We start from the raw sequence: 13,537 nt of genomic DNA on the forward strand, positions 1-13,537 counted from the left end.
TTATTAATATTGTTCTTCCGAATTTGGATATTGCACTGCCTTGACTTCAGCAACGTAATTGCTTACTGCGGTAGTGATCTGCTCATGTAGGTTGGCAAAGTGCCGCATAAATTTGGGCTTAAAGTCTGCATTCATGCCCAGCATATCATTGATTACAAGCACCTGTCCATCACAATCAGCACCAGCGCCGATCCCTATGGTCGGAATGGCCAATTTTTCAGTCACGGCTTTTGCCAAAGCCGCAGGAATTTTTTCCAGTACAATGGCAAAACAACCAGCCTCCTGAAGAGCCAATGCATCTTCCATAAGTTTGGCCGCTTCTTGTTCCTCTTTGGCACGGACACCAAAATTTCCGAATTTATTGATGGATTGTGGGGTCAGGCCCAAATGTCCACAAACGGGAATTCCGCCAGAAATAATTTTTTTGATGTTGTCGATGATTTCTAAGCCACCTTCCAATTTCAACGCATGGGCGCCGGATTCTTTCATCATACGTACGGCAGCATTGTAGGCTTCGTTGGCAGAACCTTGGTAGCTACCAAAAGGAAGGTCTGCCAGGACCATAGCCCTTTCGGTGCCTCTGGCAACAGCCGCCGCATGGTAGATCATATTGTCGAGGGTAATCGGCAGGGTAGTTTCATAGCCGGCAAATACATTCGCAGCGGAATCTCCGATCAGAATAACATCCACACCGGCGTTGTCCACCATTTTGGCCATGGAGTAATCATAGCTCGTCAGCATAGAAATCTTCTCTTTACGGTCTTTCATGGCTTGTAGCATCGCTGTGCTTACTCGTTTTATTTCTTTGTTTACAGACATCTTGACTTATATTATATGCCCAAAAGTAAGGTTTTTATCATACATTGGCCAATATTCTGCCTTGTGTTTTGTATTTTTGTAAAATGATACAGAATGAAACCCGTCTATTTAAATTCCCCAAATTTTCAGAATTAATCATCCATGAAGATGAAAATTTGATTGTTATAAATAAACCACCTTTTGTTGCTTCTTTGGATGAAAGGGAGGGGGGAGAGATCAACATTCTCCGTTTGGCAAAGAAATATCATGCTGACGCTCAGGTCTGCCATCGTCTGGATAAAGAGACCTCCGGTATTTTGTTGATTGCGAAAAATCCGGAGACCTATCGTTCGATTTCGATCGCATTCGAAAAACGTAGAGTCAATAAGATCTATCACGCAATCATTGGCGGTACACATACTTTTCAGGATCTTGTCGTTGATTTGCCGATCTTGAATCAGGGGAATAAAAACGTTTCTATTGACCGTGCCAATGGTAAGCCTGCCGAAACCATCTTTAATTCGCTTAAATACTATAAGAATTACACCTTAGTGGAGTGTAAACCGATCACTGGACGGATGCACCAGATCCGTATCCACCTGGCCACACAGCATGCGGCCATTGTAGGGGATAGCATGTACCGTGGGAAACCTGTTTATCTGTCACAAATAAAGAAAAGGGGCTATACCTTATCCAAGGATGAGGAGGAGCAACCGATCATGAAACGTTTTGCCCTACATGCAAAACATGTGGAGTTTGAACTAAATGGTGAGCAAATGGTGTTTGAGGCACCTTATCCAAAAGACTTTGCGACTTTGCTGAAGCTGCTGGATAAATTTGATGCTTAATCAACTGCATTTCTTTTTATGAATCCAAAAACAAAAAAGATCATCGGCAATGTTGTCTTTGTGCTGCTCATCGGTTTATTGATATGGCCGACAAGCAGAAGTTATTTTCAGCAGCAACTGATGAAAATCGGTTTGTTTAAACCGAAATTGGAAGCACCACAACCGGTCGCTGACCCGCTCCCTGCGGATGAAAAGGATGTCGGTGCGGCTGTTTCTTTTGTAAATCATTCGGGAGAAACAATAGGGATAGCGGATCTAAAAGGTAAGGTGGTTTTTATCAACTTTTGGGCAACTTGGTGCGGGCCATGCCGGGCCGAGATGCCCTCCATCAATGTGCTTTACGATAAATTTAAGGATAATCCGCATGTTGTATTTCTGATTGTGGAGATCGAGGGCGATAAGGAGAAGGCTGCAGCTTTTGTCAAAAATGAAAAGCTGACGCTACCGATTAGTTATCCAAACAGTGATATTCCAAAAGAATGGCTTTCGGAGTCTATCCCAAGTACCGTTATTTTGGACAAGGAGGGCAAGCTTGCGACACGGCACGAAGGCATGGCAGATTATTCCAGCCCGGAAGTGACAACCTTTATTCAAGATTTAATCAATAAATAATTACGATCTATACATTAGCATGACCAGAGCAGAACTTATTCATCAAATTAAAGAGAAACGTTCGTTTTTATGTGTCGGATTGGACACAGACCTTACTAAGATTCCAGAGCATCTGTTGGATGATGAGGATCCGATCTATAGTTTCAATAAAGCAATTATTGATGCTACAGCTGATTTATGCGTCGCTTATAAACCAAATATTGCCTTCTATGAATGTTATGGTCTAAAAGGATGGCAGTCGCTTCAAAAAACCTGGGCAGCATTGCCAAAAGATTGTTTCAGTATAGCGGATGCCAAACGTGGTGATATCGGAAATACCTCAGGCCGGTATGCGATGGCATTTTTTGATGAGTCAAATTCAGGTTTGGGTTTCGACAGTATTACCATCGCGCCCTACATGGGGAAAGACTCTGTTACACCCTTTTTGGAGTTCAAGGATAAATGGGCCATCGTATTGGCACTGACATCCAATGAAGGGAGTTTAGATTTTCAGAATTTTGAAAACCGAGATGGTCTTCAATTATTTGAACAGGTTATAGACAAAGTAAACACCTGGGGCAATACCGAAAATCTAATGTATGTGGTCGGCGCGACGAGAGGGGAAGGTTTTATTAAAATCCGTGAACATGCACCCGAACATTTTCTATTGGTGCCGGGGGTCGGTGCACAGGGTGGCTCATTGGAAGATGTCTGCAAATATGGCATGAATAAAGACTGTGGACTCCTGGTCAATAGCACAAGAGGGATTATTTATGCTTCAAAAGGACCTGACTTTGCGGAGCGCGCGCGTGAGGAGGCCCTAAAACTACAAAAAGAAATGGAAGCTGAACTGTTAAAAGCAGGCATTATTTCCTGATTTGACATTTAATAATTCATTCGTAATACTTACCTTTGCAGCATGCCAGAAAAAATTATCATTCTAGACTTCGGGTCTCAGTACACGCAATTAATTGCAAGACGTGTCAGAGAACTAAATGTGTATTGTGAGATACACCCGTTTAATAAATTGCCAGATTTTGATGAATCTGTGAAAGGTGTTATATTCTCAGGAAGTCCGTTTTCCGTTCGACAAGAGGATGCACCTCAAATTGATTTTGTCGCTATCCAGGAGCGTTTCCCACTTTTAGGAGTGTGTTACGGTGCCCAATATATTGCGCAGCAATCGGGCGGAAATGTATTGCCATCTGAAATCCGTGAGTATGGTCGTGCAAATCTGCAATTTGTCAATAGTGAAAATGATTTATTGGCAGGTGTACCGGTACAATCTCAGGTATGGATGTCTCATGGTGACACCATCAAAGAGGTGCCCGACAATTTTGAGATCATTGCCAGCACAGATAAAGTACGTGTAGCGGCATATCAGGTCAAAGGTACACGTACCTATGGTATACAGTTCCATCCCGAAGTAACCCATAGTACCGATGGGGCTATTTTGTTGAAAAACTTCGTCGTGGGTATCTGCGGATGTGCGCAGGATTGGACCCCAGATGCATTTGTAGAGACTACAGTCGCGTCACTGAAAGAACAGTTGGGGGATGACCACGTGATTATGGCGTTATCTGGAGGTGTGGATTCTACTGTTGCTGCAGTTTTATTGCACCATGCTATCGGACAGAACTTACACTGTATTTTTGTAGATCATGGCTTGCTCCGTAAAGATGAATACGAGCAGGTATTGGATTCTTACAAAAATATGGGTTTAAATATTAAAGGAATTAATGCAAAGGACCTTTTCTACGGTCGTTTGGCAGGAGTTTCAGAGCCTGAGGAGAAGCGCAAGATCATCGGTAATTCCTTTATCGATGTATTTGATGAGGCGGCAAAGGAAATCCAAAAAGAATTGCCAGAAGGTATCGAAGCGAAATGGTTGGGTCAGGGTACAATCTACCCGGATATCATCGAATCGGTTTCGGTCAAAGGCCCTTCAGCGACAATAAAATCACACCATAATGTCGGCGGTCTGCCTGATTTTATGAAACTGAAAGTTGTTGAACCATTGAAGACTTTATTTAAAGATGAAGTCAGAAGAGTTGGGAAAGCATTAGAGGTAGATCAGGCGATATTAGGAAGACATCCATTTCCAGGACCGGGTTTGGCCATTCGTATTTTGGGTGATATTACAGCCGAAAAAGTAAGAATCGTTCAGGAAGCGGATGCAATCTTTATCAATAACCTGAAAGAATCCGGATGGTATGATAAAGTATGGCAAGCTGGTACGATCTTTTTACCTGTGCGTTCGGTAGGGGTAATGGGCGACGAGCGTACTTACGAGCATGTTGTGAGCTTAAGAGCTGTAGGATCTCTTGATGGCATGACTGCAGATTGGATTCATCTACCATATGACCTGTTGGCAAAAATTTCAAATGAAATTATCAACCATGTGAAAGGAATAAACAGAGTTGTATATGATATCAGTTCAAAACCACCCGCTACGATTGAGTGGGAATAAAATATGGGTTGCAGCGCTTGTGGCATTATGCCTGGCAAGCTGTACAACCAAAAAAAGCACGGTATTGCGTTCGCCCTCTTCTAGCGGGGGCGAACAGCAAACTGCTGTCACCAAACCAAACAAGGAGAAAGATAAGCCTGTTGTCAAAGTAGGCGATGTGCAGACTATAAATGGCCATTTGGTTAAGAACAATAAAATTGCCCTGCTCTTGCCTTTTGAATTAAATGGTATTGCCAAAACGGTGACTGCTGAGGATGTCGGGCGTTCTGCTCTGGCATTGGATTTTTACCAAGGTTTTCAGATAGGTCTGGACAAGATCGCCAAAGATGGAATGCTGTTTGATTTGCAGGTCATCGACTCACGCGATAATGTAGCCTATAACGCGTCTTTGGGAACAGCTGCGGCAGTTAAAGATGCAGCACTTGTTGTCGGTCCTGTTTACCCGCGGGAAATCAGAAGTTTTGCGCAGACCTTTGCGAACAAGAACGTTCTTCAAGTGTCTCCCTTGGCAGCGACGATGGCCTCGGAATTCAGTGTGCCCAACCTAGTGTCTATGACACCATCGATACGGACGCATTCCGAAACAATGGCCAAATATGTCGCCGATCAATATTATAATGGTGATCAGATTTTGATCTATGATGCCGGAGACGATGAAAGCAAACAGTTTTTGGTCAATTTTGCCAGTGGAATCACAAAAGCGAATGCCCAGGCAAAGGTAAAAACGGTTGTGAGTATCAATGAACTTAAGAATAGTCTCGTATTGACAGGAACAAACCATATCGTATCCGGAACTGCAAATAAGAACCTGATAAAGGGTTTGTTGGATGCGATGGATGAGCGTTTTTTAAATCCCGGTAACCAATTTAAGTTATATGGTCATCCGAATCTTTCAAAACTTTCTTTTGAAAACTTTGAAAATATGGATTTTTATAGCTTAACGGTTACTTCGTCAAGCTTGGCCGATGATTCCGATAGCGATACAAGAAAGTTTATATCACATTACAAATCGCTGTATAAAGTAGATCCTTCTGAGTTCTCCTATAAGGGCTATGATGCCGCTGTTTATTTTGGCCGTCTACTGCATAAGTATGGTGTGGATTACGTAAGCCATATAACCCAGGAAAAATTCTCGGGACTCAATAGCGATTATAAGTTTGAGTTCTATCCGAAGTGGGGCTATGCAAATCGAGCGCTGGGGATTATTGTTTATCACAACAAGAAATTTGAAAGAAAATAATCTTTGAATGGCTGAATTGAGTGAAAAGCGTGTTTACCAACAAATACGTAATTTTGAGCGGGCGATGGATGGATTTGAAGGGGATCAACCATTTTCACGCTATTTAACGACTTTTTTTAAGGAGAATAAACAGATGGGGTCTTCGGACCGTCGGTCTACTTCCCGTTTGTGCTACAATTATTTCCGTTTGGGCCAAGCTGCGTCACAGTTGTCGCAGCAACGCAGATTGGTGCTTGCTGAGTTTTTATGTGAAAAAGAGAGCCCTTTGGTTGAACTGCTGGAACCGGAGTATAGTAGTAGAATGGGTTTATCTTTGGACGAAAAGATTGCTTTTCTGGAAGCTGAGGGCTTGCTGAAAGTAGAAGACTTATTTCCTTTTACAGCCTATTTTTCTGCGCAGCTAGATACCAAGCTGTTTCTGAAGAGTCAATTGGTTCAGCCACATTTGTATATTCGGGTAAAACGCGGTAAAAATAAGGTGGTACGCGCCATTTTGGATGAAAACCAGATTCCCTATAGTGAATTGGGCGATCAGACAATCTCTTTGCCCAATGGGACTTCATTACAGCGGCTTTCAGCATTGGACGGGCTCATTGAGGTGCAGGATTTATCCTCGCAGCGGACGCTTGAGTTTATGAAGCCTGAGGAAAAAGAGTCGTGGTGGGACGCCTGTGCAGCATCTGGTGGTAAATCTCTTTTATTAATGGATGCATGCCCTTCTGTTGATTTATTGGTGTCTGATCTGCGGATGAGTATCCTCCGTAACCTGGATGAGCGATTTGATCATGCCGGTATCAAACATTACCGCAAGAAAATATTGGATCTGACAAAGGATCCTTATCCAATCCTAGGAAATGAGAAATTTGACGGCGTATTGCTGGATGCACCTTGTACGGGTTCAGGTACCTGGGGGCGTACACCAGAGATGATCCGGGAATTTAAAACGGCCAAGATTGCGGAATTTAGTGCTTTGCAGAAAACAATTGCGGGACATGTTGCGGGATATGTGAAAGTAGGGAAACCACTGATTTATATTACCTGCTCGGTGTTTAAAGCCGAAAATGAGGATGTGGTTGATTATATTTTAAGTAATTTGGGCTTTGAACTGGAGAGTATGCGTCTTTTGGACGGTTATACAGAGCGGGCAGATAGTATGTTCGTTGCCCGCCTGATCAAAAAATAAGTCGAGTGATCCAATAAGTATACAGGAGCCTATTCTTTTTTAAGAATAGGCTCTTTTTTGTCTACAGATAACTCCAGGCGATAGGCTCCTTTAGATTTAATCACATTTACTTGGAATGACTAGTACAGGGCAGGTCGCTTTGCGAATAACGGATTCAGATACGGAACCTGAAATAAAATGATCAAATCCACTCCGGCCGTTGGATCCCATGATAATCAGATCGGCTGACCATTCATGAGAAGCCGTAAGAATTTCTTCTTTAACGGATCCGATTCGATTGAAAAGATAGACTTCTTCCGAGCCGACAAATTCCCGGCTTAATTTTTCCAGGTATTTTTGTGCGTTTTCCTGTTCCATTTCAGATACTTCGGGTACGATAATAGGCTGCTGGCCCAATAGGGGATCCGCCCCGAAATTTGTCGGTGAGGTAGGCGGGATCACAGTGACCAGGGCAACGGAAGCACGGAATACCTGCGCCAATTCTCGGGCATATAGAATAGCTTTCTCAGAACATGGAGCATCATCGACAGCAACGAGTATTCTTTTGAATTTTAAATTTGTATTCTCCATATCTACTATAATTAATTTATCTTCGTTTTATAATATATAATCACAGATCTGACAGTTTTGTTTTATTTGGCCAATGAAATATGGTATTTGTACACTTGCGCTGGTTCCTTTGCGTTCGGAGCAGGCACATCGGAGTGAGATGGTTTCCCAGGTGTTATTTGGTGAATTATTTGAAATTCTGGACGCTCAGCCTGACTGGACAGCGATCAGGATGTTGGAGACGGACTATTTGGGATGGATTCAGAATGGTCAGTTTATGGCCGTAGACGCGGCGGATATAGCGCAGTATTTTGCGGGGAAACCCGATATCGTCGGAAGGGAGGGTGGATTGCTTTTTAACGGGGAAAGTCGGCTGCATCTCTGTCACGGCACAAAACTTTATTTAAATGAAGCCAATAGGGTTACTTTAGGTGAGCTGGCGCTGACTTATCAAGGGAGTGTCAATGCCTTTTCCAGGGCTGATTTTGAGACGGAGGTGGCTCAGCTTGCAATGAGCTATAAGGATACGCCTTATTTATGGGGCGGGCGTTCACAATGGGGAATTGACTGTTCAGGTTTTTCTCAGTTAATCTATAGTTGCTTTGGGATCAACCTGCCAAGAGATGCCTATCAGCAGGCGGAAATCGGCGATACCGTTGATTTTGTTTCGGAGATTAGGACAGGCGATTTAGCTTATTTTGACAATGCTGAAGGACGGATTACACATGTAGGCATTATGCTGGATCGGGATACCATTATCCATGCATCCGCTAAAGTACGTATTGATCGAATGGACAACGAAGGTATCTTTAACCGGGAATTGAATAAATATTCGCATAAACTGCGTATTGTAAAGCGATATAATTAAGCAGCTCGTATACAAAGAAAAGGCGATAAGTATCTTATCGCCTTTTCTTTGTATTGGATATTCTAGTGTTATAAACTAGAATTTGAATGTTAAACCAAATTTAGCAGTATCAAAGAAGTTGTTGAAGCTATTGATGTTTGCGTTAAATTCGTTAGATGATTTTGCTCCGTCAACGTCAAGTTTTGAAGTTTTGAATGACAATAAATCAGTCAAACCAAAGTTGATAGCGATTTTAGGTGTTACAAAGTAATTGATACCTAAACCAGCGTTAGCACCAAAAGCTTTTGTTTTAGCGATATCAGTTGTTTTAACGCCGTCATTGATTTTTCCATCCTCTTGCGCATAGCCAGCACCTAATTGAGCGTAAGTTTTGAAACGTGATCCTAATTCAAGGAAGTAATAACGTCCGTATGCACCTACACCAAAGCTATTGCCTTTTACATAAGACTCATTTGCTTGATCAACGTTCTTTGTTGTTTTATCATTTCCAATGTTGAAATCTAAACCTACGGCAATTTTATCCGTAACAAAGTAACCAACAGAAGGGTTGAAGTTAAATGAGTTTGTTTTTACATGTTCCGTTTTATCATTTGAAGTATTTGCTGAAAGATTACCTTCAACAATGAAGTCAGTTTTTTTGAAACCAAATTCTTGCGCTTGTGAAGCGACTGTCAAACCAGCTACGGCAGCTAATGTAAGTAAAACTTTTTTCATGTGTTTTTATTTTAATAGTTTGTTTCAATAAGCCAGTAATTACTTTCTGACTTTTTTAATTCTTTAGTCAAATGTCGTAAAATTAGTTGATTTTATTGTCACTGTATTGTCTGGATATTTTGCTGAACTCGTAAATTAAAGTGGTTCAATTAATTAAATTTTGTTATTTTTTAATAAACAGCGGTTTGTTTTTTGAATTTCTATATTGAATTGACTTTTTGTTTTTATTTGTCAGTTTTCCGTAAGAAAGCAAAAAAAAGCGCCATTGATCAATTTGATCAATGGCGCTTTTGCTATCGGTTGATTCGAATTTATTCGAAGTATTCTTTGATACGTTCAAAGAATGATTTTTCACTTTTACCGGGTTGTGGTTTAAAGTTTGGTGATTCTTTCAGTTTATTCAACAATTCTTTTTCTTCGTTGGATACAACTTTTGGCGTCCATATATTCACATACACAAGTTGATCACCTTTATGGTAAGAATTGACTTCAGGAATACCTTTTCCTTTCAGACGTAATATTTTACCGCCCTGAGTTCCGGGTTCGATTTTTATTTTAGCTTTTCCATCAATTGTCGGAACTTCGACACTGGTACCTAACGTGGCATCGACAAAATTAATGTATAGATCATAGATCACATTCAGGCCATCGCGTTTTAGGCTTTCGTGCGGTACTTCTTCGATTAATATAATAAGATCTCCGGGAACACCGCCGCGAGGTGCGGCATTTCCTTTTCCGCTCATGGAGAGCTGCATGCCTTCGCTTACGCCCGCTGGGATATTGATTGCGATAGTTTCTTCGCCACGTTCTAATCCTTCACCTCTACAGGTCGTACATTTTGCTGTGATTTCAACACCTTCACCATTACAGGTAGGGCAGGTGCTGGTGGTTTGCATTTGTCCAAGAATCGTATTCGTTACTCTACGTACGGATCCAGAGCCACCACAGGTTTTACAGGTATGGAAAGAGGATTTATCTTTTGCACCTGAGCCATCGCAGCTGTGGCAGGAAACCTGTTTGTTAACTTTTACTTTCTTCTCAACACCTTTGGCAATTTCTTCAAGAGTCAATTTAACTTTAATACGCAAGTTGCTTCCACGTGCGACACGGCGCCCACCGCGCTGACCGCCACCACCACCGAAGAAACTCTCGAAAGGGTGTCCGCCACCAAAAATATCACCAAATTGGCTAAATATGTCTTCCATATTCATGCCGCCGCCACCACCGTAGCCTCCGCTTGCGGAATTGCCGGCATGGCCAAACTGGTCATAACGTTGACGTTTCTGTGGATTGCTCAAGATATCGTATGCCTCAGCAGCCTCCTTAAATTTTTCCTCAGCTTCATGATCACCGGGGTTTTTGTCCGGGTGATACTTAATCGCTAATTTGCGATAGGCTGATTTAATCTCCTTCTCGTCCGCTGAACGCGCGACACCAAGTATATCGTAATAATCTCTTTTTGACATCGTCTTAATATTATTGACCTATAACTACTTTTGCGTGACGGATCACTTTGTCACCCAGGTAGTATCCTTTTTCAATGACATCCACTACTTTATTTTTTAAATCTGCTGTAGGAGCTGGAATAGATGTAATCGCTTCCTGTAATTCAGGATCAAATGCCTGACCCACAGTTTCCATTTCTTTTAATCCGAGTTGAGATAATGTCTGTCTTAATTTGTTGTTGACAATCTCCATTCCTGTTTTAACGGATTCTACGTCTGTAGCAGTTTCCATTGCATTTAATGCCCGGTCAAAATCGTCTAAGGTAGGTAATAATTTACTGATCACATCTTTCCCTGCGGATTGAATCAATTCAACACGTTCTTTACTTGTACGTTTTCTATAATTGTCAAATTCAGCAGAAAGACGAATATATTTATCCTTAGCCTCTGCCAATTCTGCTGCCAACTTTTCTTCGGCAGATAATTCTACCGGATTATCGGAAGGCTGCTCTTGTTGATCAGAAGAATTCGTTTCTACTTGATCTTGACTCTCATCGTAATAATTATCTTGCTCATTCATATCTTCAATGCTAAAATAGATTCAAAAATTTTCTATATCTTCTTTTCTCAAAGTTTTTGCCAAACAATAAAATTCCGACAGCTTGTCAGATTTTAATAAAATAACCTAACAATTTGTCGGAATTTGCAAAAATGTCTTTTTAGTTGTCAGTTTTTCACTTAGATGCTGACATTGTCCTGTAGGATGCCATCTCCAGTTTTAATAATTCGGGAAGGCATATTACGGATAATGGTATAATCGTGGGTGGCCATTAAAATTGCTGTTCCGGAATTGGCGATGTCACGGAGTAAAAGGACAATTTCCTCTGAAGTAGCTGGGTCCAGGTTTCCGGTAGGCTCATCCGCAAGGATAATCTCTGGGTTATTCAGTAGCGCACGGGCAATAACGATCCGCTGTTGCTCACCACCGGAAAGTTCATGGGGCATTTTCTTTAGTTTTGAACGAAGTCCAACTTTCTCCAATACGTCCAAGATGCGTCCATCGATCATTTTTTTATCTTTCCAACCTGTGGCTTTCAGCGCAAACTCCAGATTTTTTTCTATCGTCCGGTCTGAGAGTAAATGAAAGTCCTGAAAGACAATACCCAATTTCCGGCGTAAATAGGGCACATCATTTTCATGAAGTTTTTTGAGATCAAATCCGGCGATCATTCCCTCTCCGTTGCCGATATATAAATCGCCATAGATGATTTTTAATAAACTACTTTTTCCACTGCCAGACTGTCCGATAAGGTAGAGAAATTCTCCCTTACCGATGCTTAAATTGACATTGGATAAAACTAAATGTTTCTGTTGAAAGATATCAACGTTCTTTAATGTAATTACTTTATTTTCAATCATGGGCGTTAAAACTCTAATTTTTTAATTTGACCAAAAGGCATTTCTCTCACCAATTGCATGATATATTCCGCCTTTTCTCCCAATCCGATCTTGTCTAGGGATTTGTCAGGTCGATCCACTCTAAAATATGCCAACAAGGTGAAGGCATCATCTCGCAGCTGCACATAGTCGGGAATTTTGGCGACACCTTTTACTTTAATGATATACATGATTTCAAAGTTAGTATTTTTAATGCAATTTCTTTACTACGAATTTAACGGAAGCTTACGGGTTTGCAAATAAAAAATCCAGCGTATTTATACCATCTGCATAATCGTCCAAGGCCGGGCATTGACTTTCACCAAAATGAAAAACCGGGGACTGTATGTTGAGTGGGACTTCCGAGACGACACACTGGATCTGTTCAGCTTGCTGCTTTAGTTCCTGTTCGACATCTTCAAGGGAGCCGTATTCCTCATAATAAACCACGGATAGCGGGGAGGCCAGACGCGGATCCTGTTTGAGCAGCAGAAATCCATTGTCAAAATGCTTATCGCCGTTGATCAGATAGATGGATTTATTGTAGTCGTAATTATTATTGTATTTAAAGTGTTCGGATACGTCTTTATAAGCCGCTATTCCTTCAAAAAAATGCGCTACTGCATACTCTTTTGGAATGAAAAGCTTGGAAACCGAGCGGCAGCCAAGGCCGAAATAGTCGAAGATATCGTGACCCAGGGCTTCCAGTTGGGCAGGGGATTCCTGTCCTGTAATGACTGCTACACTATTTCTATTGCGGCGGATAATATGTGGTTTGGATCCAAAATAATAGTCGAAATAACGGGCCGTATTGTTTGAACCCGTTGCAATCACGAGGTCGAAGTCTTTGAGTTTATCGACGATTTCAAACGCTGCCGCAAAGTCAGGTTCTAGTTGTTTTAGACGATTGAGCACATAAGTCGTTAAACCGGCATCATCTGAGGATAGTTTAATTTTCGCTTTGAATCCACTGATTAGGACACAAAGGATGTCATGAAATCCGACAAGAGGTATATTTCCGGCAAGGATTAATCCTACTGTTTTAGTTGATTCGATATCCGGGTAGTTGTGTAGCCAATGATTCAGTTTTTCCGCCGTTAAGTTGGATGAAATTGCATGTAAGGCTCTTTCAACATTTTGGCGGGTATACCAGGGGTTTTTATGCTGTGCCAGTTGAATGATCTGAGTAAGATCTTCAGGTTGCACCTTCAACAGTTCACCCAGTTTTACAAACGCATTTATTCGTTGTTGCTTTGTCAAAATATTAAATTTTTAAAAGATGAATACACAAATTTGTGTTATATTTGTGCTGTTAACATTAATCAACGTGAATCAACTAGCCTTATTGTACAATCAGACTTTGTTTTCATATTGATAATGCAAAAATAGTTTAT

At 41.4% G+C, this 13,537-nt stretch carries 15 protein-coding genes; 7 read left to right on the forward strand and 8 right to left on the reverse strand.

Going from position 1 to position 13,537, the window contains the following annotated elements; all coding sequences use genetic code 11:
• Nucleotides 1-3: 3 nt before the first annotated feature.
• Entirely contained in the window at nucleotides 4-819 is an 816-nt protein-coding gene (gene panB / locus ACK8HY_RS04835; RefSeq protein WP_077434816.1) for a 3-methyl-2-oxobutanoate hydroxymethyltransferase, read from the reverse strand.
• An 83-nt stretch (nucleotides 820-902) separates the two neighbouring features.
• Here panB and ACK8HY_RS04840 point away from each other — a divergent pair, with 83 nt between their 5' ends.
• Genes ACK8HY_RS04840 through ACK8HY_RS04865 form a run of 6 tightly spaced genes read left to right on the forward strand, consistent with a single transcriptional unit; the run spans nucleotide 903 to nucleotide 7,130 of the window.
• Entirely contained in the window at nucleotides 903-1,646 is a 744-nt protein-coding gene (locus ACK8HY_RS04840) for an RluA family pseudouridine synthase (RefSeq protein WP_077434814.1), read from the forward strand.
• Between the two features lie 18 nt (nucleotides 1,647-1,664).
• Nucleotides 1,665-2,258 (forward strand): TlpA family protein disulfide reductase, encoded by a 594-nt coding sequence (locus ACK8HY_RS04845; RefSeq protein ID WP_077434812.1) that lies wholly within the window; start codon nucleotides 1,665-1,667, stop codon nucleotides 2,256-2,258.
• A 19-nt stretch (nucleotides 2,259-2,277) separates the two neighbouring features.
• Nucleotides 2,278-3,114, forward strand: a complete 837-nt coding sequence (gene pyrF, locus ACK8HY_RS04850; RefSeq protein WP_077434810.1) for an orotidine-5'-phosphate decarboxylase — start codon at nucleotides 2,278-2,280, stop codon at nucleotides 3,112-3,114.
• Between the two features lie 42 nt (nucleotides 3,115-3,156).
• Complete coding sequence (gene guaA, locus ACK8HY_RS04855; RefSeq protein ID WP_077434808.1) at nucleotides 3,157-4,707, forward strand: glutamine-hydrolyzing GMP synthase; 1,551 nt, start codon at nucleotides 3,157-3,159, stop codon at nucleotides 4,705-4,707.
• Entirely contained in the window at nucleotides 4,664-5,947 is a 1,284-nt protein-coding gene (locus ACK8HY_RS04860; RefSeq protein WP_139351062.1) for a hypothetical protein, read from the forward strand. Before guaA ends, ACK8HY_RS04860 begins: the two co-directional genes overlap by 44 nt.
• 7 nt (nucleotides 5,948-5,954) lie before the next feature.
• On the forward strand, nucleotides 5,955-7,130 hold the full coding sequence (locus tag ACK8HY_RS04865; RefSeq protein ID WP_077434804.1) for an RsmB/NOP family class I SAM-dependent RNA methyltransferase: 1,176 nt from the start codon (nucleotides 5,955-5,957) through the stop codon (nucleotides 7,128-7,130).
• A gap of 96 nt (nucleotides 7,131-7,226) precedes the next feature.
• On the opposite strand, the gene ACK8HY_RS04870 is transcribed toward ACK8HY_RS04865, so the two are convergent.
• Complete coding sequence (locus tag ACK8HY_RS04870) at nucleotides 7,227-7,700, reverse strand: universal stress protein (RefSeq protein WP_416132931.1); 474 nt, start codon at nucleotides 7,698-7,700, stop codon at nucleotides 7,227-7,229.
• A 73-nt stretch (nucleotides 7,701-7,773) separates the two neighbouring features.
• Between ACK8HY_RS04870 and ACK8HY_RS04875 the strand changes: the two genes are divergently transcribed.
• Nucleotides 7,774-8,547 carry an NlpC/P60 family protein gene (locus ACK8HY_RS04875; RefSeq protein WP_416132932.1) on the forward strand — a complete coding sequence of 258 codons (774 nt, stop codon included), beginning with the start codon at nucleotides 7,774-7,776 and terminating at the stop codon, nucleotides 8,545-8,547.
• A gap of 75 nt (nucleotides 8,548-8,622) precedes the next feature.
• Here ACK8HY_RS04875 and ACK8HY_RS04880 read toward each other — a convergent pair whose 3' ends face one another.
• The 6 genes from ACK8HY_RS04880 to ACK8HY_RS04905 all read right to left on the reverse strand — a co-directional run bounded on the left by ACK8HY_RS04880 (nucleotide 8,623) and on the right by ACK8HY_RS04905 (nucleotide 13,403).
• The gene (locus ACK8HY_RS04880) at nucleotides 8,623-9,261 is read right to left on the reverse strand and encodes an outer membrane beta-barrel protein (RefSeq protein WP_077434798.1); all 639 of its coding nucleotides are present in this window, start codon (nucleotides 9,259-9,261) and stop codon (nucleotides 8,623-8,625) included.
• 311 nt (nucleotides 9,262-9,572) lie between these two features.
• A complete protein-coding gene (dnaJ, locus tag ACK8HY_RS04885) occupies nucleotides 9,573-10,727 on the reverse strand; it encodes a molecular chaperone DnaJ (protein ID WP_077434796.1) in 1,155 nt (384 codons plus the stop codon).
• Between the two features lie 10 nt (nucleotides 10,728-10,737).
• Nucleotides 10,738-11,286, reverse strand: coding sequence for a nucleotide exchange factor GrpE (locus ACK8HY_RS04890; RefSeq protein WP_077434794.1), 549 nt, complete (start codon nucleotides 11,284-11,286; stop codon nucleotides 10,738-10,740).
• A gap of 158 nt (nucleotides 11,287-11,444) precedes the next feature.
• On the reverse strand, nucleotides 11,445-12,125 hold the full coding sequence (locus ACK8HY_RS04895) for a cell division ATP-binding protein FtsE (protein ID WP_077434792.1): 681 nt from the start codon (nucleotides 12,123-12,125) through the stop codon (nucleotides 11,445-11,447).
• Between the two features lie 5 nt (nucleotides 12,126-12,130).
• Nucleotides 12,131-12,334 (reverse strand): hypothetical protein, encoded by a 204-nt coding sequence (locus tag ACK8HY_RS04900; protein ID WP_046672891.1) that lies wholly within the window; start codon nucleotides 12,332-12,334, stop codon nucleotides 12,131-12,133.
• Between the two features lie 55 nt (nucleotides 12,335-12,389).
• On the reverse strand, nucleotides 12,390-13,403 hold the full coding sequence (locus ACK8HY_RS04905; RefSeq protein ID WP_077434790.1) for an acyl-CoA reductase: 1,014 nt from the start codon (nucleotides 13,401-13,403) through the stop codon (nucleotides 12,390-12,392).
• Nucleotides 13,404-13,537 lie beyond the last annotated feature (134 nt).

It is taken from the genome of Sphingobacterium sp. NGMCC 1.201703, assembly GCF_047784615.1.
In the GTDB taxonomy this organism is placed as follows: Bacteria; Bacteroidota; Bacteroidia; order Sphingobacteriales; family Sphingobacteriaceae; genus Sphingobacterium.

Coding starts and splice junctions, on each gene's coding strand:
- panB (WP_077434816.1), bottom strand. CDS start 819: ATGTCTGTAAACAAAGAAATAAAACGAGTAAGCACAGCGATGCTACAA.
- ACK8HY_RS04840 (WP_077434814.1), top strand. CDS start 903: ATGATACAGAATGAAACCCGTCTATTTAAATTCCCCAAATTTTCAGAA.
- ACK8HY_RS04845 (WP_077434812.1), top strand. CDS start 1,665: ATGAATCCAAAAACAAAAAAGATCATCGGCAATGTTGTCTTTGTGCTG.
- pyrF (WP_077434810.1), top strand. CDS start 2,278: ATGACCAGAGCAGAACTTATTCATCAAATTAAAGAGAAACGTTCGTTT.
- guaA (WP_077434808.1), top strand. CDS start 3,157: ATGCCAGAAAAAATTATCATTCTAGACTTCGGGTCTCAGTACACGCAA.
- ACK8HY_RS04860 (WP_139351062.1), top strand. CDS start 4,664: ATGATATCAGTTCAAAACCACCCGCTACGATTGAGTGGGAATAAAATA.
- ACK8HY_RS04865 (WP_077434804.1), top strand. CDS start 5,955: ATGGCTGAATTGAGTGAAAAGCGTGTTTACCAACAAATACGTAATTTT.
- ACK8HY_RS04870 (WP_416132931.1), bottom strand. CDS start 7,700: ATGGAGAATACAAATTTAAAATTCAAAAGAATACTCGTTGCTGTCGAT.
- ACK8HY_RS04875 (WP_416132932.1), top strand. CDS start 7,774: ATGAAATATGGTATTTGTACACTTGCGCTGGTTCCTTTGCGTTCGGAG.
- ACK8HY_RS04880 (WP_077434798.1), bottom strand. CDS start 9,261: ATGAAAAAAGTTTTACTTACATTAGCTGCCGTAGCTGGTTTGACAGTC.
- dnaJ (WP_077434796.1), bottom strand. CDS start 10,727: ATGTCAAAAAGAGATTATTACGATATACTTGGTGTCGCGCGTTCAGCG.
- ACK8HY_RS04890 (WP_077434794.1), bottom strand. CDS start 11,286: ATGAATGAGCAAGATAATTATTACGATGAGAGTCAAGATCAAGTAGAA.
- ACK8HY_RS04895 (WP_077434792.1), bottom strand. CDS start 12,125: ATGATTGAAAATAAAGTAATTACATTAAAGAACGTTGATATCTTTCAA.
- ACK8HY_RS04900 (WP_046672891.1), bottom strand. CDS start 12,334: ATGTATATCATTAAAGTAAAAGGTGTCGCCAAAATTCCCGACTATGTG.